We start from the raw sequence: 22,038 nt of genomic DNA on the forward strand, positions 1-22,038 counted from the left end.
GATGGGCCGACCTCCCGCGTCGGTGCATCAACTCTTGATGTCGATGCGCTTGACCTGCGACTGCGCCTTCTCGCTCTTCGGCAAGGTGACGGTCAGCACGCCGTTCTTGAAGCGGGCATCCACCTCGTCTTCCTTGACCTCGTAGCCGACCGGGATGCGGCGCTCGAAGCGGCCGTAATAGCGCTCGGAGAACTGCCTATCCTTGTCCTCCGTCTCGGAGCGCTTCTCACCTCTCAGCGTCAGCACGCCGTCGTCGAGCAGGACCTCGATGTCTTTCTGTTCGAGGCCAGGCACCTCGGCCATCACCTTGATCTCCTTCTCGCCGTTGGAGATCTCGACGCTCGGCCAACCGGCGCCGAGGGCGGAGACACCGCCAAAAGACGGCAACCGGCTGTCGAAGCCGCGGAAAACGTCGTCAAACAGGCGGTTCACCTCGCGATGCAGCGACAGGAACGGATCGCGCTCACCGTCGCGGAATATGCTTGGAAGCTGGTTGCCGTTGCTCCGGCCCCAGGGGATCAGATCACGGACACTCATGGTTTGCTCCTTTCTGTTCATCGGCTCGAAAAGCTCCTACGCGCCGGGCAGCGCCCGGCGCATAGCGCGGATGCGCTCACAGAAGCCCTCAGGCGGCGTGCTTCTCGGCTTCGATCTTCTTTGTCGTGCCTTTGAGCGTTGCCTTGTCGGCTGCGATTTCGATCCGCCGCGGTTTCATCTCTTCTGGAATTTCGCGCTTCAGATCGATCGTCAGCAGCCCATTGACCAAGCTGGCGCCAACGACCTTGACGTGGTCGGCAAGCTCGAAGCGGCGCTGGAATGCACGGCCGGCGATGCCACGATGCAGGTACTCGCCCTTGTCCTCGCCGGCTTTCTGGCCAGAGACCATGAGCATGTTCTGCTCCTGGGTAATGGCCAGTTCGTCCTGCGAGAACCCAGCCACCGCCATACTGATGCGGTAGTCGTCTTCTGCGGTCTTGGCGATGTCATAGGGTGGCCAATTGTCGACGGTCTCGATCCGGCTCGCCGTCTCGAGCGCGTTCAGCATTCGATCGAAGCCGATGCTCGACCGGAACAGGGGGCTGAAGTCAAACGTGGTTCTCATAGCTACATCCTCCATTGAGCAACATAGATACGAGGGGCGCCAAGGAAGCGGCGCCCCTTGACCTTGCCGGTCTCTCTCAAGCACCGGCGTAATCGATCTGGGAATTCAACACGGGCACGTCAAGGCCCCGCTCCGAAGCCGCCTTCAAGGTCGTGAAAGTCAGCCCCTTCGTCTGCATGCAGGCAGGCAAATCATGAATTGGAGGCGGCCGCACAACCACGACCGCCTTGCGGAGCTGATCTTCAATGGATCGCGATGATCCCGTCGACGGCCCGCCATTCCGATGCCCTGATGAGCCTATGATGGGCGACACGGACAGAATGCAAGGCGCCAGCCAACTCGCGCTCCCAAAAGCCCAGAAAGCCCCTCAGCGCCGGGAAATCCGGGGCAAGATCATAGTCCTGCCAGACGTAGAGCTGGAGCAGGCTGGGATGGTCGGGCAGATGATAATGGATCTCGGCAGTGGTCAAGCCATAGCCATTCATCTGCAAGCGGAATTCCCTGCTGACCGCCATCGCCTTCGGGCCCTCACGTGCTCAGCCGGTCGACCACCTGCCGGTGGTCGTCATCGGCAGGGCCGCTGGGCGGCGGAGCCAGCGCATCAAGCCGGCGCAGCGCATCCATGATGTCGTCGAAGGAGACCGGCCGCTCGGTGCCCGGCGGCTGGCGCAGCGCCGGCATCGATTCCACGGCGCAAGCATCGGACGCCCAGGACGAAAGGATCGCCCGCTTTTCCCATATGTCGAGCGAGCCGTCCTCCAGCACATCCCGCGGGTGCTGAAAATGCCTGGCCGGCGACAGCAGCCGGTCGAGCGAAAGGTCTGATAGTTCGGGAGCTAGGGAAGGAATGATCGGCGAAAGCGTCTGTCGGTCCATTTCTGTCCTCCGTCTCCAAAAACTCCTTGCTTCGGGTTCCAATTTCTCAGCGGTCCCGGCGCTGCCGGGCGCCGATAATCTTGTTCAACTCAATCGCGAATTCAAGCCTCTCCGTTATCGGAGCGGGCCAATTTACCGCATGTTTTCAGCGCGCTAGCACTCAACGGTCGAGAGTGCCAAAAAATTTGCGGTACCCCCTTGAAAGTAGATGAAGGCAAAATTAGCTCGACATGCGCGCGATGCCGAAAGGGTCGCGCTAGCCCCGCTCCGGTCCTGCCGGTCCGGAGCGGAGGAACTGCTCGCAATCTGTTTGTCCTGAAGGAGAACGATATGACGTTCCGTCCATTGCATGACCGCGTGCTCGTGCGCCGCATCGAGGCCGAAGAGAAGACGGCCGGCGGCATCATCATCCCCGACACTGCCAAGGAAAAGCCGCAGGAAGGCGAAGTCATCGCCGTCGGGCCAGGCGCCCGCGACGATAGCGGCAAGCTCGCGCCCCTCGACGTGAAGGTCGGCGACCGCATCCTGTTCGGCAAGTGGTCCGGCACCGAGATCAAGCTCAACGGTGAGGACCTGCTCATCATGAAGGAAAGCGACGTGATGGGTGTGATCGAGCAGGCCGAGACGCTGAAGAAAGCCGCCTGACCGGGGCTTCGACCGAACCGCAACCCAGTCAATGAAAGCTGCCTAAACAAGGAGTGATCCAATGGCTGCCAAGGAAGTCAAATTCCATTCCGACGCCCGTGAGCGCATGCTGCGCGGCGTCAATATCCTCGCCGACGCGGTGAAGGTGACGCTCGGTCCGAAGGGCCGCAACGTCGTCATCGACAAGTCGTTCGGCGCTCCGCGCATCACCAAGGACGGCGTCACCGTCGCCAAGGAGATCGAGCTCGAGGACAAGTTCGAGAACATGGGCGCCCAGATGGTTCGCGAAGTCGCTTCGAAGACCAGCGACCTCGCCGGCGACGGCACCACGACGGCCACCGTGCTTGCCCAGGCGATCGTTCGCGAGGGGGCCAAGGCCGTTGCCTCGGGCATGAACCCGATGGATCTGAAACGCGGCATCGACAAGGCCGTGGATGCCGTCGTCGCCGAACTCAAGGTCAACGCCCGCAAGATCACCAGCAACGACGAGATCGCACAGGTCGGCACGATCTCGGCCAATGGCGATGCCGAGATCGGCCGCTTCCTGGCCGAGGCCATGGAAAAAGTCGGCAACGAAGGCGTCATCACCGTCGAGGAGGCCAAGACCGCCGAGACCGAGCTGGAAGTCGTGGAAGGCATGCAGTTCGACCGCGGCTATCTCTCACCCTACTTCATCACCAACCAGGACAAGATGCGCGTCGAGCTCGAAGAGCCCTATGTGCTGATCCACGAGAAGAAGCTGGGCAATCTTCAGGCGTTGCTTCCGGTGCTGGAGGCCGTGGTGCAGTCCGGCAAGCCGATGCTGATCATCGCCGAGGATGTCGAAGGCGAGGCTCTGGCCACGCTGGTGGTCAACAAGCTGCGCGGCGGGCTTAAGGTCGCCGCCGTCAAGGCTCCGGGCTTCGGCGACCGCCGCAAGGCCATGCTGGAGGACATCGCCATCCTCACCGGCGGCACGGCCATCAGTGAGGATCTCGGCATCAAGCTGGAGAACGTCACGCTGGAGATGCTCGGCCGCGCCAAGAAGGTCGCGATCGAGAAGGAGAACACCACCATCGTCGATGGTGCCGGCAAGAAGGAGGAGATCCAGGGCCGCATCACGCAAATCAAGGCGCAGATCGAGGAGACCACCTCCGACTATGATCGCGAGAAGCTGCAGGAGCGGCTGGCCAAGCTCGCCGGCGGCGTTGCCGTGATCCGCGTCGGCGGCGCGACGGAAGTCGAGGTCAAGGAGAAGAAGGACCGCGTCGACGACGCGCTGCACGCCACGCGCGCGGCGGTCGAGGAAGGTATCCTGCCCGGCGGCGGCGTTGCCCTGCTCAGGGCGGCCAAGGCGCTCGACGCGGTCGCCGTCGACAATCCGGACCAGAGATACGGCGTCGACATCGTGCGGCGCGCGATCGAGGCTCCAGCGCGCCAGATCGCCGAGAACAGCGGGTCGGAAGGTTCGATCATCGTCGGCAAGCTGCGCGAGAAGACCGAATTCGCCTATGGCTGGAACGCCCAGACCGGCGAATATGGCGACCTCTACAAACAGGGCGTCATCGATCCCGCCAAGGTCGTGCGCACCGCGCTGCAGGATGCGGCCTCGGTTGCCGGACTGCTCGTCACCACCGAGGCCATGGTGGCCGAGAAACCGAAGAAGGAGGCCGCTCCGGCCATGCCGGCCGGCGCCGGCATGGACTTCTGAGACGCCGACGGGAGCCCGCTTCCGCAACGGGAGCGGGCGTTTCGAAACGCACGATGGGAGGCCCTTATGGATATGATGAGCGGCAATGGCTCGGTTCCGGCGCCGACGCGCCCGGCAAGCGAATTCCTCGCTTATGAAGCCGAATGCCGAAGCGCATTGAAGCCGTTGCTGGCAGGCTTGCTCGACACGGCCGAATCCGCCGGATGGAACCGGCGGACCGTCGCCTCAACGCTGATGTTTCTTGCCGCACAGCACGTGTCGGCCACCGAAACATCCGGGGGCGGCTAGCAAAATCGGGCCCCGCCTCCAAGGCGGGGCCCATGTGACTGCGAACGGACGAGGATTGCCATGATTGCAGGACGATTGCGCGAATGCCTGAGAATCTTGCGATGGGAAGCTGCCGACGTCGCCGAGGAACTTGGCTGGCCCAGAAACGACGTGACACGCTGGCTCGAGGGGCGCGCGCCGGTGCCGCTGGCGGTCGCCGCCTGGATCGAGGCCCTCGCCAAGGCACACAAGGCGCTGCCCCCGCCGCGCCTTAACCGGCAGAATTCAGCGACGCACACGCCGGCGGGCCCGGTGGTTGTGCAGGCGTTCAACGGCATCGGCCAGCCGCGGCCGCACGGCGTCGTCCTGCAACCACCCTACCCGCGCCGACATGTGCTGGCCGGGACGACCGGCCTTCGCCCGGGCGCCATGAGCATCCACTCGAATGAGGGTTCTGACCATGAACCACGACCGCTTTGAAGAGCCTGTCACCATCCTTGTCGGAATGGGTTTGCCGGTCCGGCTCGAGACCGTGATGGAAGCCTATGCCCTGCTGCAGGATTGGCCGGCTACGAGCAGGAGCAGCGCGCATGCGATCGCGCTCAATTCCTGCAAAGCCGGCATTGCCGGCGAGATCGACGCGGAAACGGTGCGGGCAACCCTTGTTGCTTTCGCCCGCCGCCACGATATCCTGGCGCCGGACCTGGTTTCTCTGGCGCCTGCGGCGCTGGCAGGGAGCGCATCCACAAGCAACAATGGCTGAAAATTTGAAACCCGGCGCGTGCTGGCGCGGCGGCGAAAATAACCGAACCCAGGAATTCTGAATGACGACGGACACCAAGGCGAAGGAAACCAGGACATTCGAGGCGGACGTCTCGCGGCTGCTGCACATGATGGTGCACTCGGTCTATTCGGACCGGGACGTTTTCCTGCGCGAGCTGATCTCCAATGCGGCGGATGCCTGCGAGAGGCTGCGCTTCGAGGCGGTGAGCCGGCCAGAGCTTCTGGGCGACGATGCCAAGCCGCGCATCACGATTGCCGCCAATCCGGACAACAAGGAGCTTTCGGTCGAGGACAACGGCATCGGCATGAGCCGCGACGAGATGGCGGAGGCGCTGGGCACGATCGCGCGCTCCGGCACCCGCGCCTTCATGGAGCGCGTCGAAGCCGGCAAGGCGGCGGAAGACACGCAGCTCATCGGCCAGTTCGGCGTCGGGTTTTATTCGGCCTTCATGGTCGCAGACCGTGTCGACGTCATCAGCCGCCAGGCCGGCAGCGACGAGGCCTTCCGCTGGTCGTCCGACGGCAAGGGCACCTACGAGATCGCGCCGGTGCCGCTCGAGGCAGCACCCAAGCGCGGCACGCGCGTGGTGCTGCATCTGATGGAGGACGCCTCTTCCTACACCACGCCTTACCGGCTCGAGGGGCTGGCGAAGTCGCAGTCGGGCCATGTGCCGGTGCCGATCACGCTCGTCGAGAAACCAGGCGCCGAACCGCGCGAAATCGCCGACGGCACGGCGCTTTGGGTGCGGCAAAAGAGCGAGATCAAGCCGGAGGAATATACCGACTTCTACCGCAGCATCGCCGGCCAGTATGACGAGCCCGCCTCGACCATCCATTTCCGCGCCGAGGGCCGGCAGGAATACAGCGTGCTCGCCTTCGTGCCGGGATCGCGGCCGTTCGACCTGTTTGACCAGGACCGCAAGGGCCGCATGAAGCTCTATGTGCGGCGCGTCTTCATCACCGACGAAGCCGATCTGCTGCCGCGCTACCTGCGCTTCGTGCGCGGCCTGGTCGATTCCGCCGACCTGCCGCTCAATGTTTCGCGCGAGATGATCCAGGAAAGCCCGTTGCTCGCAGCGATCCGCAAGGGCGTGACCAACCGCGTTCTCGGCGACCTCGCCAAGACGGCCGAAAACGATGCCGAAGCCTACGCCAAAATCTGGGAAAATTTCGGCGTCGTCCTCAAGGAAGGTCTCTATGAGGATTACGAGCGACGCGAGCAGCTGCTGAAGCTTGCCCGCTTCCGTTCGACGACCTCAGGCGAAGGCTGGCGCAGCCTTGCCGACTATGTCGCCGCGATGAAGGAAGGACAGAAAGCGATCTTCTTCATGGCCGGTGACGATCGCGCCCGGCTCGAAGCCTCGCCCCAGCTCGAAGGTTTTCGCGCACGCGGCATCGAGGTGCTGCTCCTCACCGATCCCGTCGACAGCTTCTGGGTGACGATGGCGCCGGAATTCGACGGCAAGCCGTTCAAGTCGGTGACGCAGGGCGCGGCCGAGCTAGCCGATATCGCGCTGCCCGAAGATGCGGCGAAGCCCGACGCGGAGACGTCGTCGGATATCGCCGCCTTCCTGGCTTTCGTGAAGACGACGCTTGGCGAGGAGGTCTCGGATGTGAAAGCCTCCGACCGGCTGACCGAAAGCGCCGTGTGCCTCGTCGCGCCGGAGCATGGCCCGGATCGCCAGTTCGAGCGCCTGCTCAACGCCGCCGGCCGGCTCGATAAGGCGGCCAAGCCAATCCTCGAGATCAACCCGCGCCACGAGCGCGTGGCGGCGCTGGCAAAGCTCGGCGACGACGAGAAGGCGTTCAAGGAAGACGCCGCGCATCTGCTTTACGACGAGGCACGTGTGCTCGACGGCGACAAGCCGGCCGACGCCAAGGCGTTCTCGGCGCGGCTTTCGCGGCTGATCGATCGCGGGCTGGCAAAGGGGCAAGCGCCGGCGCTCACCTGATAGGGAACGCGCCGCCGCATATTGCCCCCTACCCCCTCAGCCCCGGCGCTTCCTGGCCGGTGCGGGCGACATATTCCGTATAGCCACCGCCATAGGTGTGGATGCCTTCGGGCGTCAGCTCCAGCACGCGGTTCGACAGCGCGGCCAGGAAATGGCGGTCATGCGAGACGAAGAGCATGGTGCCTTCATATTGCGACAGCGCCTCGATCAGCATCTGCTTGGTGGTGATGTCGAGGTGGTTGGTCGGTTCGTCGAGCACCAGCAGATTGGGCGGGTCGAACAGCATCAGCGCCATCACCAGCCGCGCCTTCTCGCCGCCGGAAAGCACGCGGCACTTCTTTTCGATCTCGTCGCCGGAAAAGCCGAAGCAGCCGGCCAAAGCGCGCAGCGGCGCCTGGCCCGCCTGCGGGAAATTGTCCTCCAGCGTCTGGAAGACGGTGCGCTCACCATCGAGCAGTTCCATCGCATGCTGGGCGAAATAGCCCATCTTGACGCTCGGGCCGCGCACAACCGAACCCTCGTCCGGTTCGGAGGCACCGGCCACCAGCTTCAAAAGCGTCGACTTGCCGGCGCCGTTGACGCCCATCACGCACCAGCGCTCGCGGCGGCGGATCTGGAAGTCGAGGCCTGAATAGATCGAGCGGCTGCCATAGGATTTGTGGATGCCCTTCAGCGTCGCCACGTCCTCGCCGCAGCGCGGCGCCGGCTGGAATTCGAAGGCCACCGTCTGGCGGCGCTTCGGCGGCTCGACGCGGTCGATCTTGTCGAGCTTCTTCACCCGGCTCTGCACCTGCGCCGCATGGGAGGCGCGCGCCTTGAAGCGCTCGATGAAGGCGATCTCCTTGGCCAGCATCGCCTGCTGGCGCTCGAACTGCGCCTGCAGTTGCTTGTCGGCCAGCGCACGCTGCTCCTGGTAGAATTCATAATTGCCGGAATAGGAGGTGAGCGCGCCGGCGTCGATCTCGATGATCTTGGTGACGATGCGGTTCATGAACTCGCGGTCGTGCGAGGTCATCAGCAGCGCGCCGTCGTAATCCTTGAGGAATTTCTCCAGCCAGATCAGGCTTTCGAGGTCGAGATGGTTCGACGGCTCGTCGAGCAGCATGACGTCGGGCCGCATCAACAGGATGCGGGCGAGTGCCACGCGCATCTTCCAGCCGCCGGAGAGTTTTGAGACGTCGCCGTCCATCATCTCCTGGCTGAAGCCGAGGCCGTCCAACACCTCGCGCGCCCGACCGTCGAGCGCATAGCCGTCAAGCTCCTCGAAGCGGTGCTGCAATTCGCCGTAGCGCTCGATGATCTGATCCATGTCGTTGGCGCGGTCGGGATCGCCCATGGCGTGCTCAAGCTCGCGCATCTCGGCAGCGACCGCGCTGACCGGTCCGGCGCCCTCCATGACCTCGGCGACGGCGCTCAAGCCGCCCATATCGCCGACATCCTGGCTGAAATAGCCGATGGTGACGCCGCGATCGACCGAGACCTGACCTTCATCGGGCTGCTCCTGGCCAATGATCATGCGGAACAGAGTCGTCTTGCCGGCGCCGTTCGGGCCGACAAGCCCGATCTTCTCGCCCTTCTGCAAGGCGGCGGAAGCTTCGATGAAGACGATCTGTCGGCCGTTCTGCTTGCCGATATTTTCGAGACGGATCATGGGACGGTCCGGGAAACTTCGCTGACGTGGCGGGGATTTGCCCGGGGCATTACGCGAATGCGGGCACGAGGGGAAGAGGCAGAAGCGCCGCATGCCGCGCTCGGCCTATTCCCTTTGGGGCAGAACCCAGCCGAGGTAAAATTGATTCGCGTCGCCGACAGATCGAGCGCTTAGTGCTGGAGCCAACCACTTGATGGGCTCTGGCAAGGGAGGTCAACCATGGCCATGTACCTGACGCGCTTCAGCTACACGCCCGAGACATGGGCGCGAATGATCGAAAACCCCGAAGATCGCCGCAAGGCAGCCAGCTCATACATAGAATCGGTGGGCGGAAAGCTGCACGGGTTCTGGTACGCGTTCGGCGAGCACGACGGCTGGAACCTGTGGGAGGCGCCGGACAATGTTTCGATGGCGTCCGTCGTGCTCGCCATCGGTGCCGGAGGGGCGCTCAGCTCCTGCGAGACCACCGTCCTCCTCAGCGTCGAGGAGACGATGGACGCGCTGGGCAGGGCGAAATCGATCCGTTATCGGCGGCCGGGAGCGTAAAAAAACGCCGCCGCGGGGAGTGTCACCTCGCGTCATGGAAGATGATGCCGAGCGTATGTCGCCTGCCCGAGCGCAGGCGGCTAACGCCGTGGCGTAGGTTGACGCGATAGTAACCTCGCGTGCCCTCCACCGGCCGGTTGTGCACGGCGAAGATTACCGCATCGCCGCGCTTGAGCGGCACCACCTCGGCGCGGCTTTGCATGCGCGGGCGCTGCTCGGTGAGCACGAATTCGCCGCCGGTGAAATCCTCGCCGGGCTCGGACAGCAAGATCGCCACCTGCAACGGAAAGGCAAGCTCGCCGTAGAGATCCTGGTGCAGGCAGTTGAAATCGCCGGGGCCGTATTGCAGCAGAAGCGGCGTCGGCTTTACCTGCCCCTCGTCGTGGCAGCGTTTCAGGAAGGCGGCGTGCTCGGCCGGATAGCGCTGGGCAACGCCCATCTTCTCGTTCCAGTCATTGGCAACGGTGGCGAGGCGCCGATAGAGCGCGGTGCGCAGGCCCTCGATCAGGTCCGGCAGCGGATATTTGAAATACCGATATTCGCCCTTGCCGAAGCCGTGGCGCGCCATCACGACATGGCTGCGGAAATGCTCTTCATGCGGGTAGAGCGCGGCGATATCGGCGCATTCTTCCGCCGACAGCATGCCGGGCATGACGGCACAGCCATGGGCGTTGAGTTCAGAGATCAGCGCGCGCCAATCTTGTGCTGCGACGCGGGATTCGGCGGAGCGGCTGGCGCGTTTGGTGTTGAGGGAATGGATGGTCATGGGTTGGCTCCTTCGCTTGGTGTCAAAGTGGGGCGAAGGATGAGCATCGGCCACCCGATTCCTGCGGGGGTGGGCGCCGGCTTTCCCTTCTCCCCTTGTGGGAGAAGGTGGCCTCGCGCAGCGAGGTCGGATGAGGGGTGCTGGAAGGAATGAGGCGGCGGCGATTTCAATCTTATCGCCAAGCTGGAACACCCCTCATCCGTCTCGGCGCTAACGCGCCGATCCACCTTCTCCCACAGGGGGAGAAGGAGAAGTCGCGCCTCACTGCCTCCGATACATCTCCAGCTCCGGATCGAGATCCACCTTCACCGCATTGGTGAATATGCAGGTCGCCACCATGATGCCGGCGAAGGCGGTGAGGTTGACGAGCAGCGTCTCGTCGTAGCGCGCCTTGAGTGCGGCCCAGGTTTCTGCCGGGACGGCATTGGCATCGGCGGCGATTGCCATGCCGAAGGAGATCAGCAGCGTCTCGTCGGCGGTCGGTTCGATCGCTTCGGGGTCGAGCCCGTTCTCGATCAATGCGCGGCGAAAGAACGTCACGGGAATCTCGGCGCGCATCGTTTCGGCGACCGCTTTCGACAACAGCCAGATGGCGCGGTCGTCGAGTGTGGGCTTGAGAAGGTCGCGCAGCGTGAACCATTCGGCGTAGATGCGGTGGGCGGCCGGCGAGTGGAGCAGGATGCGCTTCATGTTGGTCATGCGGCCGCGCAGCGCGAGCTCGCGGTCGTGCTCGGCGCGGATGTCGTCCGAGGCGGTCGCGTAGTCGATCGGCGAAAGATACGCCATTGCGCTCACCCCAGCGTGAAACGAAGCGCCGGCGCGCCGCGCAGCGTGTTGGAGACGGTGCAGATGTTTTCCGCGTCCGCCAGGATCCGTTCTTTCATTGCGGCATCAAGATCGCCGGTGATCTCCAGTTTGACGATGAATGCCTCGACCCGCGAGGGCTCGTCCTTCGCCTTCTCGCCGCTGACATCCGCCCTCACCTCGCCGAGCCGGTCGGCGACGCCGAGGCGGGTGGCGGCGATGCGGGCGCTGAGCACCATGCAGGCGGCTAAAGAAGCATGGAGCAGGTCGAGCGGGCTGAAGCCGGGCGCGCTGACCTGCGTGACCACATCGACCGTGCCACCGGTCGGGGTGGTGACCGCTGGCAGGCCGCCCGGCGGCAGGACGGCAAGCGCGCCGGCATTGCGGGTCCTGATTTTCAAGTCTGCCATCGTGTCGCCTCCAGTTTGGAGGCCATTGATAGCGGACGGGAATTCACTGAGGCAATCGCCGAGGCAGGCCGTGGGCGATTGGCGTTTCCTCGCCTCCATGAAATCGGGGAGAGGTGGCTCGGCGAAGCCGAGACGGAGAGGGGGAGCGCCCTGCGAAGCCCCCTCGCCGTCCACTTTGCGGACACCTCGCCCCCGGCTCTGGCGGGGGCGAGGAACCCGGGTTCTGAGAGGCTACTTCGTCAGGTCGAGCGCTGCCGTCAGATCGCCCATCGGCGGCTGGTCGTTGTTGCGCAGCGCCTTGTCGCGGGCGACGATGCCGGGCAGCACAGGCAGGTCGTAGCGGGCGGTGATGAAGCGCAGGATCGAAGTCGTGTCGTACTGCGTGTGATCGACCATCCCCATCTTCGCATCGGGCGAGATGATGAAGGCGGGGATGCGGTTGCCCGGGCCCCAGCGATCGGCTTTGGGCGGCGCGACGTGATCCCAGAAACCGCCATTCTCGTCATAGGTGACGACCACCAGCATATGGGCCCATTGCGGGCTCTTCTCCAGATGCGCGACGAGGTCGGCCAGGTGCTGGTCGCCGGAGGTCACGTCGGCATAGCCGGCATGTTCGTTGAGGTTGCCCTGCGGCTTGTAGAAAGAGACCGCCGGCAGCTTGCCGTCATCGATCGCCTTGATGAACTCAGTGCCGCCGAGCCCGCCGTCCTTGAGGTGCTCGGCCCGCGCGGCCGTGCCCGGCGCATAAGCCGCGAAATAGTTGAAGGGCTGGTGGTGGAACTGGAAGTTCGGCACGGGCGTCGCGTTCTTGCCGTCGAGCGCCGCCTGCCAGGCACCCGAATACCACGCCCAGGAAATGCCCTTGAGCGACAGCAGATCGCCGATGGTGATCTCGTGCTGCGGCGGCAGCGTGGTCGGCTGCGCCGGATCGGCCAGCGCCTTGTCGCCACCCTCGGCCGGCTTGTTGGCGCTTGGCTGGTAAGGCGGCTGCATGGTGTTGACGGCGTAGAAGTCGGGCGTGATGGCGCCGTCATTGGTGAATTTCGGCACGCCGCCCAGCGCCGAGGGCGGCGAATTGTCGGCCGGTTTCAGCGTCACGCCATCCGGCTCGACGACGGCAATCTGGGCCTTCACTGGGCTGGTGTCGGCATTTGGATAGTAAGGCACGCAGGCGCAGGCCAGCATGAAATGGTTGAGGAAGGAGCCGCCGAAGGCGCCCTGGAAGAAATTGTCCGCCAGCACGTATTTTTTGGCGATCGCCCACATCGGCAGGATCGAGCCGTCATAATGGCCCATCACCAGCGCGCCGGAATCGGCCCAGGCAACGAACTTGTCGTTCCGGCCGCCGTCGATCTGCATCTGCTCCTGATAGAAACGATGCCACAGATCATGGGTGATGACGCCGGTATTCTCGTTGAAGCCCTTGGGATCGTCGATGGCGAATGTCGCGTTGCGCAGATGCGCGCTCTGCGCCTCCGTCACCGCCGGCGTGACGCCCTTGCCGGTCAGTCCGCCCCAGGCCGGCGGCAGTTCGGAAAGCGGCTTGCCGTCGCGGTCGAGCTGGCGCGCCTGTTCAGGCGAAACGTTGGCCAAGCCGTTGGCGCCGGGGAAGCCGCCATAGAGATTATCGAAGCTGCGGTTCTCGGCGTAGATGACGACGACGGTGTCGATCTTGTCGTAACCGGCAGGCGCCGCTTGGGCAGCAGCAGAGAGCGATGCCAGCGCCGTGGAGGCGAGGCAAAGGGAGAGAAAGGACCGGATCATTGGAAAATGCCTCGTGGCTTGGGAATGGCTGGAGGACGGCAATGCAGGAACGCAACTGCATCAATGCCCAGCTACTTCGACGCCTTGTCACCTTTGTGACAGTTCGGCCCCGGCCGAACACGGTTTCGTGAGCGAGAAGACCGGTCATCAATCCGTTGCACTCGATCCTTACGCCGCCAAAGAAACCGGGCGAAGAAATCAGGGATATCGCCGAAGACGATGGGACGTCGGAAAAATCACGCGATCGCCATTGCAGCGGCCACGATCGTCGCCTCCACCGCGCCCGCCAACACCGAGGAGCCATCCGGTGTCCATCCCGGCCCGATGACGCGGCAGGAAGCCTTCGCCCGCGCAGAGGCGCTGACGGCGCTGGGGCGACAGATGTTCTTTGATCCGTCGCTCTCGGCCTCGGGCAAGCAGGCCTGCTCCTCCTGCCATGATCCCAACCACGCTTTCGGGCCGGCCTCGGCGGCACCGGTCGAAATGGGCGGAGCCAATCTTGACCAGCCCGGCGTTCGCGCCGTGCCGTCACTGCGCTACCTGCAGGCGGCGCCCGCCTTCACCGAGCACTTCTACGACTCCGAGGACGAAGGCGACGAAAGCGTCGACAGTGGCCCGACCGGGGGGCTGACCTGGGACGGCCGCGCCGACCACGGCAAGGACCAGGCAAGAATCCCGCTGCTGTCGTCCTTCGAGATGGGCAATAAGGACGCGGCCCAGGTGGTCGCCAGCCTGCGCAACGCGCCTTATGCCGGCGCCTTCAAGGCGGCCTTCGGCGCCGATGTCTTCGACCATCCGCAAGACGCCTTCGACGCCGCTGTGGAAGCGCTCGGCACCTTCGAGCAGAGCAGCGCCGATTTCTATCCCTATTCCAGCCGCTACGACGCCTTCCTCGCCGGCAAGGCGCAGCTTTCCGCGCAGGAATTGCGCGGTCGCATGCTGTTCGAGGACGCAGCGAAGGGCAATTGCGCGAGCTGTCATCTCAGCGAACCGGCCAATGACGGCGAGCCGCCGCAATTCACCGATTACGGCCTGATCGCGATTGCCGTGCCGCGCAACCCGGCGATCCCCGCCAATGCCGATCCCAATTATGTCGATCTCGGCCTGTGCGGTCCGCTGCGCACCGATCTCAAGGACCGCGTCGAATATTGCGGCCTGTTCAAGACACCGACGCTGCGCAACGTTGCCTTGCGGAAAAGCTTCTTCCACAACGGCTATTTCCACACGCTGCGCGACGCGGTCGCCTTCTACGCCAGCCGCGATACGGATCCTGGGCGCTGGTATCCGAAGAAGGCGGACGGAACGGTCGACAAATTCGACGATCTGCCAAAGGCTTACTGGGGAAACCTCAACACGGACCCGCCCTTCAACGGCAAAAAGCCCGGCGACAAGCCGGCGCTGACCGATGCCGAGATCGACGACATCGTCGCCTTCCTCGGCACGCTGACCGACGCCGACCAAGCGGGGCAGTAGGGCAAGCAGCCAAGGAGATTGGTGGCTTGCAGCCGCAGCGGCGCTATCCACCGTAAATGTGTGCCAATGTGAACCACGTCATAGGAACGCCAAGTCGCGCCTGCTATATTGCCCATCTCTTCACAGATGGAGTCTCCGATGAGGTTCGTCCCGGTGCAGGAGCCGCCTGGCAGCAGCTGGACGGTGCTCGATGCGGCCAATGGCGCGCCGGCCGAATATGCCGGCCGGGTGCTTATCGGCCTGACATCGTGCGAAGCCCGCTGGTTTGCCGCCGTGGGTAACGGCCGCGCCGCTTGGCAGCGGTCCATCACGCCAGGCGTGCAGCTGCGGCTGGTCAGCGGGGGCGGTTGCCAAGCCATCCGAGAAAGGCAGGCCAGACAGGTAGTTAGGAAGCCGCTGCCAGATTGATTCAGGCAGAGCGATCTCCCATCGATTGCCTTCTCACCTCGCCGGCGCGTAGCGGCTCACCACCATGCCGCTGGCATAGGGCCTGGAGCCGAGGAGCCTCAGCCTGCCAAAGCCGCCCTTGTCGAAGATGCGGCGGCCGCTGCCCAGAACGGCCGGATTGATGAAGAGCTGGAACTCGTCGACAAGGCCGGCGGCGATCAGCGCCGAGGCGAAGCCGGCGCCGCCGAACACGGCGATGTCGCCGCCCTCGCCTTGCTTCAGCGCGTTGACCTCACGCAGCAAGTCGCCGCTTACGACCCGCGTTCGTTCCCAGCGCGAGGCCCCGAGCTTATCGCTCGCCACCACCTTTTCGGCCTCGACGATGCGCTGGGCGAAGGCAAAGAAGCGGTCCTTCGGATATTTCCTCGCCGCGTTGCCCCAATGGGTCAGATAGCCTTCCTCAGCCATCTTGCGGCTCAACAGGATGGTATCGATGGTCGTGAAAACGGCGTTGAAGTCCCGTTTAAGCTCCTCGTCCCAGGCGCTGTCGTCGCCCCACTCCCAGAGTTGCCAGCGACGGTCCTCGTCGGCGCCGACAAAACCGTCGACCGATATCTGCATCTGCAGGATGAGCTTTCTCATGTCCGGTCTCCCTGGTCAGGAATTGCTGCCTGTGACGACTCGCGCCGCGGCGGGCGAGCGGGCGAAAGCCTGCGCCCAGGCTTCGAAGCTGGTCGGGGTGGCATTTTCGGCTGAGGGTGCTTCCAGCGCCCAGCGCTCGCCTCTGTTGAAGCTTGCCGCCGTCTCGCCCAGCGCATCGGCAAAACTCGCCGATATGCCATTGGCGACCATACCGGCCCGCGCATCGGCGAACGGCACTTCATGGTAGGCGACCTCCTTGCCGATCGCCCTGCCCAGGATCTCGGTGGCCTGTTCGAACGTGTAGGAGCCGCCGCCGTGCAATTCGACAACACGCTGGATCGGAAAGTGTTCGGCATTCAATAGAGCGGCGGCGCGTTCGCCAACGTCCTTGGCGGCAATCAGCGGCATAGGCAGGTCGCCGCGGAAGGGCGAGGCGAAGACGCCGGACGCCGCCTGCTCGACGAAGCCCATGCCCTTGATGAAATTCTCCATGAAGAAGGAGGCGCGCAGATAGACGAGTTCCTCCAGGCCCAGCGCGGCAAGCCGCTTTTCCATCAGCGCGGCGCCAAGCGAGGTACCCATTCTGAGATGGGCATTGAGGCCGCTGAGCAGCACGATCCGGCGCAGGCCCGCCTTCGCGATGGAGGATGCCAGCCGTGCGCCGACCTCGTCCTCAAAGTGATGCAGATCGGGCGCGGTGACATCGAAGGGGATCATCACGTAAGCGCTGTCGGCACCCGAGAAGGCAGCGTCGAGCGCCGCCTGATCGTCGAGTGCGACGCCGAGGCTACGGGCGATGCCGCGCACCTTGTGCCCTGCGCCGGTCAGTCTGGCCGAGACCTCGGCGCCCACTTCGCTGGTTGCGCCGACGACCACCATCGTACGATTGACTTGCCGGTTCATATCGATCTCCTCTCGTCAAATGATTTACTTCTGGAACCATTTGACGCAAGGCAAGAACGATGTCAATAGTAAAGTGATTTAAAAATGGAACCATACTGATGTCGACCAAGGAACGATCCGGCTGCCCGATCAGCCTCTCGCTCGAACTGCTCGGCGACCGCTGGACGCTGCTCATCATTCGCGACCTGGCCTTCGCCGGGAAAAGGCACTTTCGCGAGTTCCTGCAATCCGACGAAGGCATCTCGTCGCGCACGCTGGCCGAGCGGCTGCAGACGCTGGTCGACGAAGGCATCCTCACCCGCAGCGACGACCCGAGCCACGGTCTGAAGGCGATCTACCGGCTGACCGAGGCCGGCATCGACCTTTTGCCGGTTCTGGCAACGCTCGGCGCCTGGGGCAGCAAATACCGCAAGGCCGACGATAAGTTGGCCCGGGTCGCCAACGATCTGGCGGCCGGCGGTCCGCCGGCGCTTGAACGGATGAAAGAGAGGCTCAGAGCCGAGCATCAGGGATAGGTCTGTTCCGACCTCAGCGATTGGCGTGGTCCGGCTACTCCTCGCCCGTCAGCGAGCCCGCCCGTGTGGGAGCGGTCCGACTGGCTCTTCGGCCGGCGGCTCGCCCGGCAGCCCCAATCGCAGCCGCTCCTCCTCGGCGAAGATCTCGGCCTGCGCGTGAATGTCGAACACTTGCTGCTTCAGCCTGCCGCCGTCGACGACGCGCACGATCCATTGGCCATTAACGGTTTTTACGCGGACACTGTCTGGCTCGCTTGTTACCATATACAGCTCCTGCTCTTCATTCGAAGAACTGCCTATCTCCGACCCACAATACAATCTAGCGCGTCTGGAATTGCCGAAAAGCGTGGCTTATTGTTCTTTAGTGCAAGAGCACCCGCCGTTATTCGGCATATTTGCGAGTTTCACGAATAAAAGCGAGCGTGGCGGCGAAGACATGCCATTGCGCCTAGGTGCAGCCGAGTTCGACTTCCACATGGCGTTCGGTCTGCGAGACGATGCAGCAACGAAATTCGAAGGCGTCCGAGCGGTACTGCAGATTTAGGCAGTGCGGCAGTTGGCCGTGGGCGAGCGCGGAAGAATTCGCCGCATAGGCGGCGGCCCGGCAGCCTTGGGGGGTGATACTGGGTTCGGCGGCCGGGCCTGACCGGAGTTTGCGAGGCCGCCGGCTGCCACCAGCATGCGCTTGGGCCCGGCCAAGGACAAGAACGACCTAGGCCCTAGGACCAAAGCTGCAAGGAGGATGGTCGAGACGACAATGGCGCTTGGACCGACTGGAAATAGCGTGCCGAACGCCGGCCCGTCAAAAGCCGAAGAAATGCCGGCCGACAAGATAGCCAATCGCTGCGACGAGCAGCGGAAACAATGCCGGCGCGGCCTTGCCGAACAGCGAGGGGTTCATCTCCTTGGCAGGAGCGCTGGGTTTGGCATTGCCGAGGTTCTTGGTCATGGGCTCATTACCGGTTGGGGCTAGGGTAATTCCGGACGGAAAACCGTGACACACTTTTTCCTGGAATTGGCTCCAGCTGCCGGCTAAGCCATTAAATTAGAGGCCGCTTATTAAATTTCCGGCAAGCCCAAAACTACAATTCGCGGCAATTTATTCCGATTGCTGGGCACGCTCGGCAAGCGCGAAGGCCTGAAGGTTGCGCGACTTGCCGGGATCCTGGTCGGCGTTGGCGATAATGGCGTGGAAGGCCGCGCGGGCAATATCCCTCTTCTTGGCGTCGGGATGCAGTTTTCGCACCGCCTTGAGCAGGTCTTTCGGTTTCATATCGGGTGTGACGACGCGCATCAGCGTATCGCCTATGGCCTGCAATTCGCTGGCATCCATAATGATGAACCCTGCTTTAGCGCATCCAGCCTGGCATATAGCGGTGAGAGCGCGTCATTTTTGTGATGCCCCTCGCGGACTCGGAGCCGCCTCTCTCAGAATCGCGAGGCGGCGCCAAGCCGCCGGCAGACGCTACGCGGCGGCCTGGAGGGGATTGTTCACAATGCGCGTCCATGTCGCCGCGGTCATCGCCCGGCTGGCCCTTGGCCCCGCCGGCGCCGCCTTGATAGAGGCGGCGCTCCGCAATGTCTCGCAAGCGCTGACCTTGGCGCACAACTCAGCGGCAAGACGAGGTTGGTCCCTAGTTCGGCTAAGGCGCGCCTCGCGCATCGTCTTCCGCGCGAATTTTCCCAAGCCTCGGCTGGACTGGCGATGGCAACCGATCGTCCGGCCGGATGCCGGCCTCCTAGGCAGGTATCAAGACGGCGATGCGATGCACGCCCACCTCCTTGCTTGTATTCGTCGCCTCGTCGGTCTTGCCCTTGGAACAGGTGTACATGTCGCCTTCCTTGAGCTTGAATTCCTTGTCCTTTTTCTTGATCGTGAAAGCGCCCGACGTAATCGTGCATACCATGTCGTTGTCCATCACCATTGCGGGCGCGTGCGCTCCGGGCTGGAAGACCACGTCGACAATTGAAATGCTCTTGTAGGCGGGAATGTCGGAATTGCCGGTGCCTACCTCAACCACTCTGATGCCGGGCGCTATCTCCTTGCCATCCTTCGGACCGTATTTCTTGGTCTTTGCGGATGCCATCAGGGTGAACAAGGGCGTGACCGCGGCGGCCGTCATGCTGAGAGCAATTGCAGACCTGCGATTCATGGTTTTCATCGCATCCTCCCAATATGTTGACTACGCACGAAAGTGCGTAATCGTTATATATTAGCACAGACGCAAGTATGATGCTGGGAATTCGGAAGCGCAGGCCCGCACCGTATTGGTTAGGAACATTCCGCTAAAAGCCGCGTCCTGACGTGGTTCGGCCAGTTGGTTGCTCGGCGCGGCGTTGGGAACCCCGGCATTGTCGCCGAGTTTAGAATCCGAGGCGAATTGCCATGGAAGACAGACCGCCAGCCGAAAACCCGAGAAGGACCCTCGTCACGGTGCTGGCAATCTGCGTTCTCATCATCGCCCTGTTTTTTATCGGCTTCAAATTTTCGGGACCTGACCAGGGCGCTCTGATCGTGCCCGGCGCAGTACAGCAAGGCAGCAAGTGAATGACTGGCGAGCACCAAGGCCCGACCAAGCTGGGGCGAGCGCCCAGCAATCCTCGACGATTTCGCGCGGCTCCGGGGCCAGTGAGATCGGGTTGACTGTCCTGGGCCGCACCGAGGCGCCCCGCGTGCGGCAAGGGTGACTTCTTTTGGGGCAAGCCGACTGCCACCGAACCCCTCTTCGCCTCGCCCACCGGTCTTGCAACTGAACGCGTCCGGCCTCATTCGACTGTCCGCCGGAACTTCGAATGGCAGCTCGTGCAGTCCTGCAGAATGAGGTGCAGGAGATGCTCCGCTGGCATTTTTGTCGGATCGGCCTCGGCGACGCCCGGGCGCTTGCCAAGCAGGCTGCCGCCGTCTACGGGCGGTCCCGTCATTCGCATGTCGGCAGTAATCTCGGCGGGCGCGTTCCCGGCCTTGGCGGCGAGCGCATCGGCAAGCCGGCCGATATGGCGGGCGAGCGCCTCGAACTCCGGCCGGGCCTGGTCGATCTCCGGTTTGGCGGCCGACGGCGCGCCAACTGTGCCCCGCGGGAATTCTGCAATCAGAGCACCGCCGGTGCGGGCGCTGAGTGTGCCCGCCGCTGCCTTGAAGGCCGCCCGCTCATAGGCGCGCTTGCCGTCGAACATCTCGGCGATCGCCTTGGCTGCGGCGGCCATCTCCTTCATCGCGGCCTGGCGCGTCGTAACGATCGCGTTGTCCGGGTCCCGAGCCAGCGACGGTGCGGCTACCGGCAACACGGCGAGGGCCAGCACCGCCGCCGCGCAAACGATGCCAGACCTCATGCCTGCACGTCGACGACGCCCATCATACCCAGCTGCTCATGCTCGAGGATGTGGCAGTGATACATGCGCGTCCCTGGCCGCTCCTGGCGCGTGACGAGCCGCACCGTCTCCCCGCGCGCCACGTTGACCGTGCCCTTCCACGCCAGATAGGGCGGCTTCGAGACCTTGCCGTCGCGCTCGCGCTCGATGAGCTGGAACTGTGTGCAGTGGAGATGGAAAGGATGGTCCATGTCGGCCTGGTTGACGGTCTCCCAGAGCTCGGTGTCACCGGCCCTGGCGACGATATCGACGCGCCGCATGTCGAACGCCATGCCGTTGATCAGAAAACCCATCTCCATACCGGTGGGCTTCATCGCCATGGTCTCGGTGAAGACGAGACGGCGGCTAACCGTCGGCTGGCCAAATCGCGCGATCGGCCGCAGCCGCTCGGGCAGCGGCGGCATCGGCTCGGCCTGCGTGTCCGAGACGTCGGCCGTCAGCAGGGCGAGCCTCTTGTCCTCCGGCCGGCCCGGCCCCATCCAGCCGCGGTCGTAGTCGAGCGTGGTGAGGGTTGCTGTCCCCGGCTTGTCGAAAGCGACGACCAGCTCGACGCGCTCGGCCGGGCTGAGCAGGATCTCGTCGGCTGCCACCGGCGCCTCAAGCAGCCCGCCGTCGCTGCCGATCACCGTCATTGCCGCGTTGACGAAAGCAAGCCTCAGGAAGCGCGCATTGGTGGCATTGTAGAGCCGCAAGCGCCGTTTCGTGCCCATTGCCACGGCGAGCCGCGGGTTCTTCTGGCCGTTGACCAGCACGTGATCGCCGACGCGGCCGTTCATCATGTCGGTCATGGTGTTTTCGGGCATTGAACCGTCGGCGGCGAGGCGAAGGTCGGTTAGGAAGAGCGTGGTGTCTCCATAGGCGGCCGGGATCGGATCGGCCTTGGCCTTGACGACGAACGCACCGGCAAGGCCGCGATAAACCTGCTCGGCCGTCCGACCATGCGGATGCGGATGATACCAGTAGGAGCCGGCCGAGCCTTCGGGCAGTTCGAAGGCGTAGACACGGTCGGCGCCCGCCGCCACCGCGTCCATCGGATTGCCATCTTTGGTCCGCCGGCACCGGCATGCCATGCCAGTGGATGGTGCTTGGCTCGCCCTCGATCCGGTTCGCGAAGGTGATCTCGACGCGGTCGCCCTCCTGCGTCTCGATCAGCGGTCCTGGGCTGATCCCGTTATAAGCAAGAATCGGCGTGTCCCGGTCGGCGGCAAAGCGCGCCGTGGCCGACTCTGCTGTCAGCCTCGCCTTGAACAGGCCGGGCCCGGCCGCTTCATTCGCCAGCAGCGGCAATTCGCGCAAGGGCTGGTTCTGGGGCAGCGCCACGGGGCCTTGACTCATCGCGCCCATGTCATGGCCGGCATGGTCCATACCGGGCATGTTCGACATGTCGTCCATCTTCATCTGGGCCAGCGCGCGCGGGCTCGCCAGAACCGTCACCAGGCTTGCCGCCAGAAAACCGCGTCGATGCATTTTTCGCTCCTCGATCTCGATTAAGG

At 63.9% G+C, this 22,038-nt stretch carries 29 protein-coding genes and 1 pseudogene; 12 read left to right on the plus strand and 18 right to left on the minus strand.

The genetic code is table 11. The annotated features are described in order from the left end of the window. Nucleotides 1-27: 27 nt before the first annotated feature. The 4 genes from LB552_RS22985 to LB552_RS23000 form a co-directional block, all read right to left on the minus strand. Nucleotides 28-537: an Hsp20/alpha crystallin family protein gene (locus tag LB552_RS22985; RefSeq protein WP_140698408.1), complete on the minus strand. Its 510-nt coding sequence runs from the start codon at nt 535-537 to the stop codon at nt 28-30. 88 nt (nt 538-625) lie between these two features. Next, nucleotides 626-1,102: an Hsp20 family protein gene (locus LB552_RS22990; RefSeq protein WP_140635669.1), complete on the minus strand. Its 477-nt coding sequence runs from the start codon at nt 1,100-1,102 to the stop codon at nt 626-628. A 242-nt stretch (nt 1,103-1,344) separates the two neighbouring features. Next, nucleotides 1,345-1,617: an usg protein gene (locus tag LB552_RS22995; RefSeq protein ID WP_140546471.1), complete on the minus strand. Its 273-nt coding sequence runs from the start codon at nt 1,615-1,617 to the stop codon at nt 1,345-1,347. 13 nt (nt 1,618-1,630) lie between these two features. Beyond that, nucleotides 1,631-1,978 carry a hypothetical protein gene (locus tag LB552_RS23000; RefSeq protein ID WP_224610470.1) on the minus strand — a complete coding sequence of 116 codons (348 nt, stop codon included), beginning with the start codon at nt 1,976-1,978 and terminating at the stop codon, nt 1,631-1,633. Nucleotides 1,979-2,308: 330 nt separating this feature from the next. On the opposite strand from LB552_RS23000, the gene groES reads away from it, so the two are divergent. The 6 genes from groES to htpG all read left to right on the plus strand — a co-directional run bounded on the left by groES (nt 2,309) and on the right by htpG (nt 7,315). Continuing rightward, on the plus strand, nt 2,309-2,623 hold the full coding sequence (gene groES, locus LB552_RS23005; protein WP_140546472.1) for a co-chaperone GroES: 315 nt from the start codon (nt 2,309-2,311) through the stop codon (nt 2,621-2,623). A 61-nt stretch (nt 2,624-2,684) separates the two neighbouring features. Beyond that, nucleotides 2,685-4,313 carry a chaperonin GroEL gene (gene groL, locus LB552_RS23010; RefSeq protein ID WP_224610480.1) on the plus strand — a complete coding sequence of 543 codons (1,629 nt, stop codon included), beginning with the start codon at nt 2,685-2,687 and terminating at the stop codon, nt 4,311-4,313. Nucleotides 4,314-4,388: 75 nt separating this feature from the next. After that, nucleotides 4,389-4,601 carry a hypothetical protein gene (locus LB552_RS23015; RefSeq protein ID WP_224610482.1) on the plus strand — a complete coding sequence of 71 codons (213 nt, stop codon included), beginning with the start codon at nt 4,389-4,391 and terminating at the stop codon, nt 4,599-4,601. Between the two features lie 60 nt (nt 4,602-4,661). Continuing rightward, nucleotides 4,662-5,060, plus strand: coding sequence for a helix-turn-helix domain-containing protein (locus tag LB552_RS23020; protein ID WP_224610484.1), 399 nt, complete (start codon nt 4,662-4,664; stop codon nt 5,058-5,060). Then, complete coding sequence (locus LB552_RS23025) at nt 5,041-5,343, plus strand: DUF982 domain-containing protein (protein ID WP_224610486.1); 303 nt, start codon at nt 5,041-5,043, stop codon at nt 5,341-5,343. The genes LB552_RS23020 and LB552_RS23025 overlap by 20 nt, the downstream gene beginning before the upstream one ends. A gap of 61 nt (nt 5,344-5,404) precedes the next feature. Continuing rightward, complete coding sequence (gene htpG, locus LB552_RS23030; protein WP_224610488.1) at nt 5,405-7,315, plus strand: molecular chaperone HtpG; 1,911 nt, start codon at nt 5,405-5,407, stop codon at nt 7,313-7,315. 28 nt (nt 7,316-7,343) lie between these two features. Here htpG and LB552_RS23035 read toward each other — a convergent pair whose 3' ends face one another. After that, nucleotides 7,344-8,966, minus strand: coding sequence for an ABC-F family ATP-binding cassette domain-containing protein (locus LB552_RS23035; protein WP_224610490.1), 1,623 nt, complete (start codon nt 8,964-8,966; stop codon nt 7,344-7,346). A gap of 219 nt (nt 8,967-9,185) precedes the next feature. Here LB552_RS23035 and LB552_RS23040 point away from each other — a divergent pair, with 219 nt between their 5' ends. Next, nucleotides 9,186-9,512: a GYD domain-containing protein gene (locus LB552_RS23040; RefSeq protein WP_176477003.1), complete on the plus strand. Its 327-nt coding sequence runs from the start codon at nt 9,186-9,188 to the stop codon at nt 9,510-9,512. A 22-nt stretch (nt 9,513-9,534) separates the two neighbouring features. Here the strand turns inward: LB552_RS23040 and LB552_RS23045 are convergent, their stop codons facing one another. From LB552_RS23045 to LB552_RS23060, 4 genes are all read right to left on the minus strand, one after another. Continuing rightward, on the minus strand, nt 9,535-10,278 hold the full coding sequence (locus tag LB552_RS23045; protein WP_095767132.1) for a 2OG-Fe(II) oxygenase: 744 nt from the start codon (nt 10,276-10,278) through the stop codon (nt 9,535-9,537). Nucleotides 10,279-10,539: 261 nt separating this feature from the next. Next, nucleotides 10,540-11,064, minus strand: a complete 525-nt coding sequence (locus tag LB552_RS23050; RefSeq protein WP_224610492.1) for a hypothetical protein — start codon at nt 11,062-11,064, stop codon at nt 10,540-10,542. A 5-nt stretch (nt 11,065-11,069) separates the two neighbouring features. Further along, nucleotides 11,070-11,492 carry an OsmC family protein gene (locus LB552_RS23055; RefSeq protein WP_224610494.1) on the minus strand — a complete coding sequence of 141 codons (423 nt, stop codon included), beginning with the start codon at nt 11,490-11,492 and terminating at the stop codon, nt 11,070-11,072. Nucleotides 11,493-11,723: 231 nt separating this feature from the next. Then, a complete protein-coding gene (locus tag LB552_RS23060; protein WP_224610495.1) occupies nt 11,724-13,256 on the minus strand; it encodes an acid phosphatase in 1,533 nt (510 codons plus the stop codon). A 219-nt stretch (nt 13,257-13,475) separates the two neighbouring features. Here LB552_RS23060 and LB552_RS23065 point away from each other — a divergent pair, with 219 nt between their 5' ends. Continuing rightward, nucleotides 13,476-14,729: a cytochrome-c peroxidase gene (locus LB552_RS23065; protein ID WP_224543986.1), complete on the plus strand. Its 1,254-nt coding sequence runs from the start codon at nt 13,476-13,478 to the stop codon at nt 14,727-14,729. Nucleotides 14,730-14,867: 138 nt separating this feature from the next. Further along, on the plus strand, nt 14,868-15,137 hold the full coding sequence (locus LB552_RS23070) for a hypothetical protein (RefSeq protein WP_224543987.1): 270 nt from the start codon (nt 14,868-14,870) through the stop codon (nt 15,135-15,137). 33 nt (nt 15,138-15,170) lie between these two features. Here the strand turns inward: LB552_RS23070 and LB552_RS23075 are convergent, their stop codons facing one another. Continuing rightward, complete coding sequence (locus LB552_RS23075) at nt 15,171-15,758, minus strand: dihydrofolate reductase family protein (RefSeq protein WP_224543988.1); 588 nt, start codon at nt 15,756-15,758, stop codon at nt 15,171-15,173. A gap of 15 nt (nt 15,759-15,773) precedes the next feature. Further along, a complete protein-coding gene (locus tag LB552_RS23080; RefSeq protein WP_224543989.1) occupies nt 15,774-16,661 on the minus strand; it encodes an NmrA family NAD(P)-binding protein in 888 nt (295 codons plus the stop codon). Between the two features lie 98 nt (nt 16,662-16,759). Here LB552_RS23080 and LB552_RS23085 point away from each other — a divergent pair, with 98 nt between their 5' ends. Then, nucleotides 16,760-17,176 carry a winged helix-turn-helix transcriptional regulator gene (locus LB552_RS23085; protein WP_095767125.1) on the plus strand — a complete coding sequence of 139 codons (417 nt, stop codon included), beginning with the start codon at nt 16,760-16,762 and terminating at the stop codon, nt 17,174-17,176. A gap of 48 nt (nt 17,177-17,224) precedes the next feature. On the opposite strand, the gene LB552_RS23090 is transcribed toward LB552_RS23085, so the two are convergent. The 4 genes from LB552_RS23090 to LB552_RS23105 form a co-directional block, all read right to left on the minus strand. Continuing rightward, nucleotides 17,225-17,440 carry a hypothetical protein gene (locus tag LB552_RS23090; protein WP_141245335.1) on the minus strand — a complete coding sequence of 72 codons (216 nt, stop codon included), beginning with the start codon at nt 17,438-17,440 and terminating at the stop codon, nt 17,225-17,227. Between the two features lie 538 nt (nt 17,441-17,978). Further along, nucleotides 17,979-18,125, minus strand: a complete 147-nt coding sequence (locus LB552_RS23095; RefSeq protein WP_224610496.1) for a hypothetical protein — start codon at nt 18,123-18,125, stop codon at nt 17,979-17,981. A gap of 150 nt (nt 18,126-18,275) precedes the next feature. After that, on the minus strand, nt 18,276-18,509 hold the full coding sequence (locus LB552_RS23100) for a hypothetical protein (RefSeq protein ID WP_224610497.1): 234 nt from the start codon (nt 18,507-18,509) through the stop codon (nt 18,276-18,278). Nucleotides 18,510-18,915: 406 nt separating this feature from the next. Beyond that, nucleotides 18,916-19,338: a hypothetical protein gene (locus LB552_RS23105; protein WP_095767120.1), complete on the minus strand. Its 423-nt coding sequence runs from the start codon at nt 19,336-19,338 to the stop codon at nt 18,916-18,918. Between the two features lie 224 nt (nt 19,339-19,562). Between LB552_RS23105 and LB552_RS23110 the strand changes: the two genes are divergently transcribed. Then, complete coding sequence (locus tag LB552_RS23110) at nt 19,563-19,724, plus strand: hypothetical protein (RefSeq protein WP_224610498.1); 162 nt, start codon at nt 19,563-19,565, stop codon at nt 19,722-19,724. Nucleotides 19,725-19,942: 218 nt separating this feature from the next. On the opposite strand, the gene LB552_RS23115 is transcribed toward LB552_RS23110, so the two are convergent. The 3 genes and pseudogenes from LB552_RS23115 to LB552_RS29905 form a co-directional block, all read right to left on the minus strand. Beyond that, nucleotides 19,943-20,476 (minus strand): cytochrome c, encoded by a 534-nt coding sequence (locus tag LB552_RS23115; RefSeq protein ID WP_224610499.1) that lies wholly within the window; start codon nt 20,474-20,476, stop codon nt 19,943-19,945. Between the two features lie 26 nt (nt 20,477-20,502). After that, nucleotides 20,503-21,348, minus strand: coding sequence for a multicopper oxidase family protein (locus LB552_RS23120; protein WP_224610563.1), 846 nt, complete (start codon nt 21,346-21,348; stop codon nt 20,503-20,505). A gap of 132 nt (nt 21,349-21,480) precedes the next feature. Next, a pseudogene (locus tag LB552_RS29905) lies at nt 21,481-21,730 on the minus strand (multicopper oxidase domain-containing protein); the annotation flags it as partial. On the opposite strand from LB552_RS29905, the gene LB552_RS29910 reads away from it, so the two are divergent. After that, on the plus strand, nt 21,614-22,036 hold the full coding sequence (locus LB552_RS29910) for a hypothetical protein (protein ID WP_411966400.1): 423 nt from the start codon (nt 21,614-21,616) through the stop codon (nt 22,034-22,036). The pseudogene LB552_RS29905 and the gene LB552_RS29910 sit on opposite strands and share 117 nt — an antisense overlap. The last annotated feature ends 2 nt before the right edge of the window (nt 22,037-22,038 follow it).

The organism is Mesorhizobium sp. CA7, assembly GCF_020165015.1.
In the GTDB taxonomy this organism is placed as follows: Bacteria; Pseudomonadota; Alphaproteobacteria; order Rhizobiales; family Rhizobiaceae; genus Mesorhizobium.

Excerpts from the sequence above, each read along its gene's own strand:
- LB552_RS22985 (WP_140698408.1), bottom strand. The coding sequence starts at position 537 with ATGAGTGTCCGTGATCTGATCCCCTGGGGCCGGAGCAACGGCAACCAG.
- LB552_RS22990 (WP_140635669.1), bottom strand. The coding sequence starts at position 1,102 with ATGAGAACCACGTTTGACTTCAGCCCCCTGTTCCGGTCGAGCATCGGC.
- LB552_RS22995 (WP_140546471.1), bottom strand. The coding sequence starts at position 1,617 with ATGGCGGTCAGCAGGGAATTCCGCTTGCAGATGAATGGCTATGGCTTG.
- LB552_RS23000 (WP_224610470.1), bottom strand. The coding sequence starts at position 1,978 with ATGGACCGACAGACGCTTTCGCCGATCATTCCTTCCCTAGCTCCCGAA.
- groES (WP_140546472.1), top strand. The coding sequence starts at position 2,309 with ATGACGTTCCGTCCATTGCATGACCGCGTGCTCGTGCGCCGCATCGAG.
- groL (WP_224610480.1), top strand. The coding sequence starts at position 2,685 with ATGGCTGCCAAGGAAGTCAAATTCCATTCCGACGCCCGTGAGCGCATG.
- LB552_RS23015 (WP_224610482.1), top strand. The coding sequence starts at position 4,389 with ATGAGCGGCAATGGCTCGGTTCCGGCGCCGACGCGCCCGGCAAGCGAA.
- LB552_RS23020 (WP_224610484.1), top strand. The coding sequence starts at position 4,662 with ATGATTGCAGGACGATTGCGCGAATGCCTGAGAATCTTGCGATGGGAA.
- LB552_RS23025 (WP_224610486.1), top strand. The coding sequence starts at position 5,041 with ATGAACCACGACCGCTTTGAAGAGCCTGTCACCATCCTTGTCGGAATG.
- htpG (WP_224610488.1), top strand. The coding sequence starts at position 5,405 with ATGACGACGGACACCAAGGCGAAGGAAACCAGGACATTCGAGGCGGAC.
- LB552_RS23035 (WP_224610490.1), bottom strand. The coding sequence starts at position 8,966 with ATGATCCGTCTCGAAAATATCGGCAAGCAGAACGGCCGACAGATCGTC.
- LB552_RS23040 (WP_176477003.1), top strand. The coding sequence starts at position 9,186 with ATGGCCATGTACCTGACGCGCTTCAGCTACACGCCCGAGACATGGGCG.
- LB552_RS23045 (WP_095767132.1), bottom strand. The coding sequence starts at position 10,278 with ATGACCATCCATTCCCTCAACACCAAACGCGCCAGCCGCTCCGCCGAA.
- LB552_RS23050 (WP_224610492.1), bottom strand. The coding sequence starts at position 11,064 with ATGGCGTATCTTTCGCCGATCGACTACGCGACCGCCTCGGACGACATC.
- LB552_RS23055 (WP_224610494.1), bottom strand. The coding sequence starts at position 11,492 with ATGGCAGACTTGAAAATCAGGACCCGCAATGCCGGCGCGCTTGCCGTC.
- LB552_RS23060 (WP_224610495.1), bottom strand. The coding sequence starts at position 13,256 with ATGATCCGGTCCTTTCTCTCCCTTTGCCTCGCCTCCACGGCGCTGGCA.
- LB552_RS23065 (WP_224543986.1), top strand. The coding sequence starts at position 13,476 with ATGGGACGTCGGAAAAATCACGCGATCGCCATTGCAGCGGCCACGATC.
- LB552_RS23070 (WP_224543987.1), top strand. The coding sequence starts at position 14,868 with ATGAGGTTCGTCCCGGTGCAGGAGCCGCCTGGCAGCAGCTGGACGGTG.
- LB552_RS23075 (WP_224543988.1), bottom strand. The coding sequence starts at position 15,758 with ATGAGAAAGCTCATCCTGCAGATGCAGATATCGGTCGACGGTTTTGTC.
- LB552_RS23080 (WP_224543989.1), bottom strand. The coding sequence starts at position 16,661 with ATGAACCGGCAAGTCAATCGTACGATGGTGGTCGTCGGCGCAACCAGC.
- LB552_RS23085 (WP_095767125.1), top strand. The coding sequence starts at position 16,760 with ATGTCGACCAAGGAACGATCCGGCTGCCCGATCAGCCTCTCGCTCGAA.
- LB552_RS23090 (WP_141245335.1), bottom strand. The coding sequence starts at position 17,440 with ATGGTAACAAGCGAGCCAGACAGTGTCCGCGTAAAAACCGTTAATGGC.
- LB552_RS23095 (WP_224610496.1), bottom strand. The coding sequence starts at position 18,125 with ATGACCAAGAACCTCGGCAATGCCAAACCCAGCGCTCCTGCCAAGGAG.
- LB552_RS23100 (WP_224610497.1), bottom strand. The coding sequence starts at position 18,509 with ATGGATGCCAGCGAATTGCAGGCCATAGGCGATACGCTGATGCGCGTC.
- LB552_RS23105 (WP_095767120.1), bottom strand. The coding sequence starts at position 19,338 with ATGAAAACCATGAATCGCAGGTCTGCAATTGCTCTCAGCATGACGGCC.
- LB552_RS23110 (WP_224610498.1), top strand. The coding sequence starts at position 19,563 with ATGGAAGACAGACCGCCAGCCGAAAACCCGAGAAGGACCCTCGTCACG.
- LB552_RS23120 (WP_224610563.1), bottom strand. The coding sequence starts at position 21,348 with ATGCCCGAAAACACCATGACCGACATGATGAACGGCCGCGTCGGCGAT.
- LB552_RS29910 (WP_411966400.1), top strand. The coding sequence starts at position 21,614 with ATGCCAGTGGATGGTGCTTGGCTCGCCCTCGATCCGGTTCGCGAAGGT.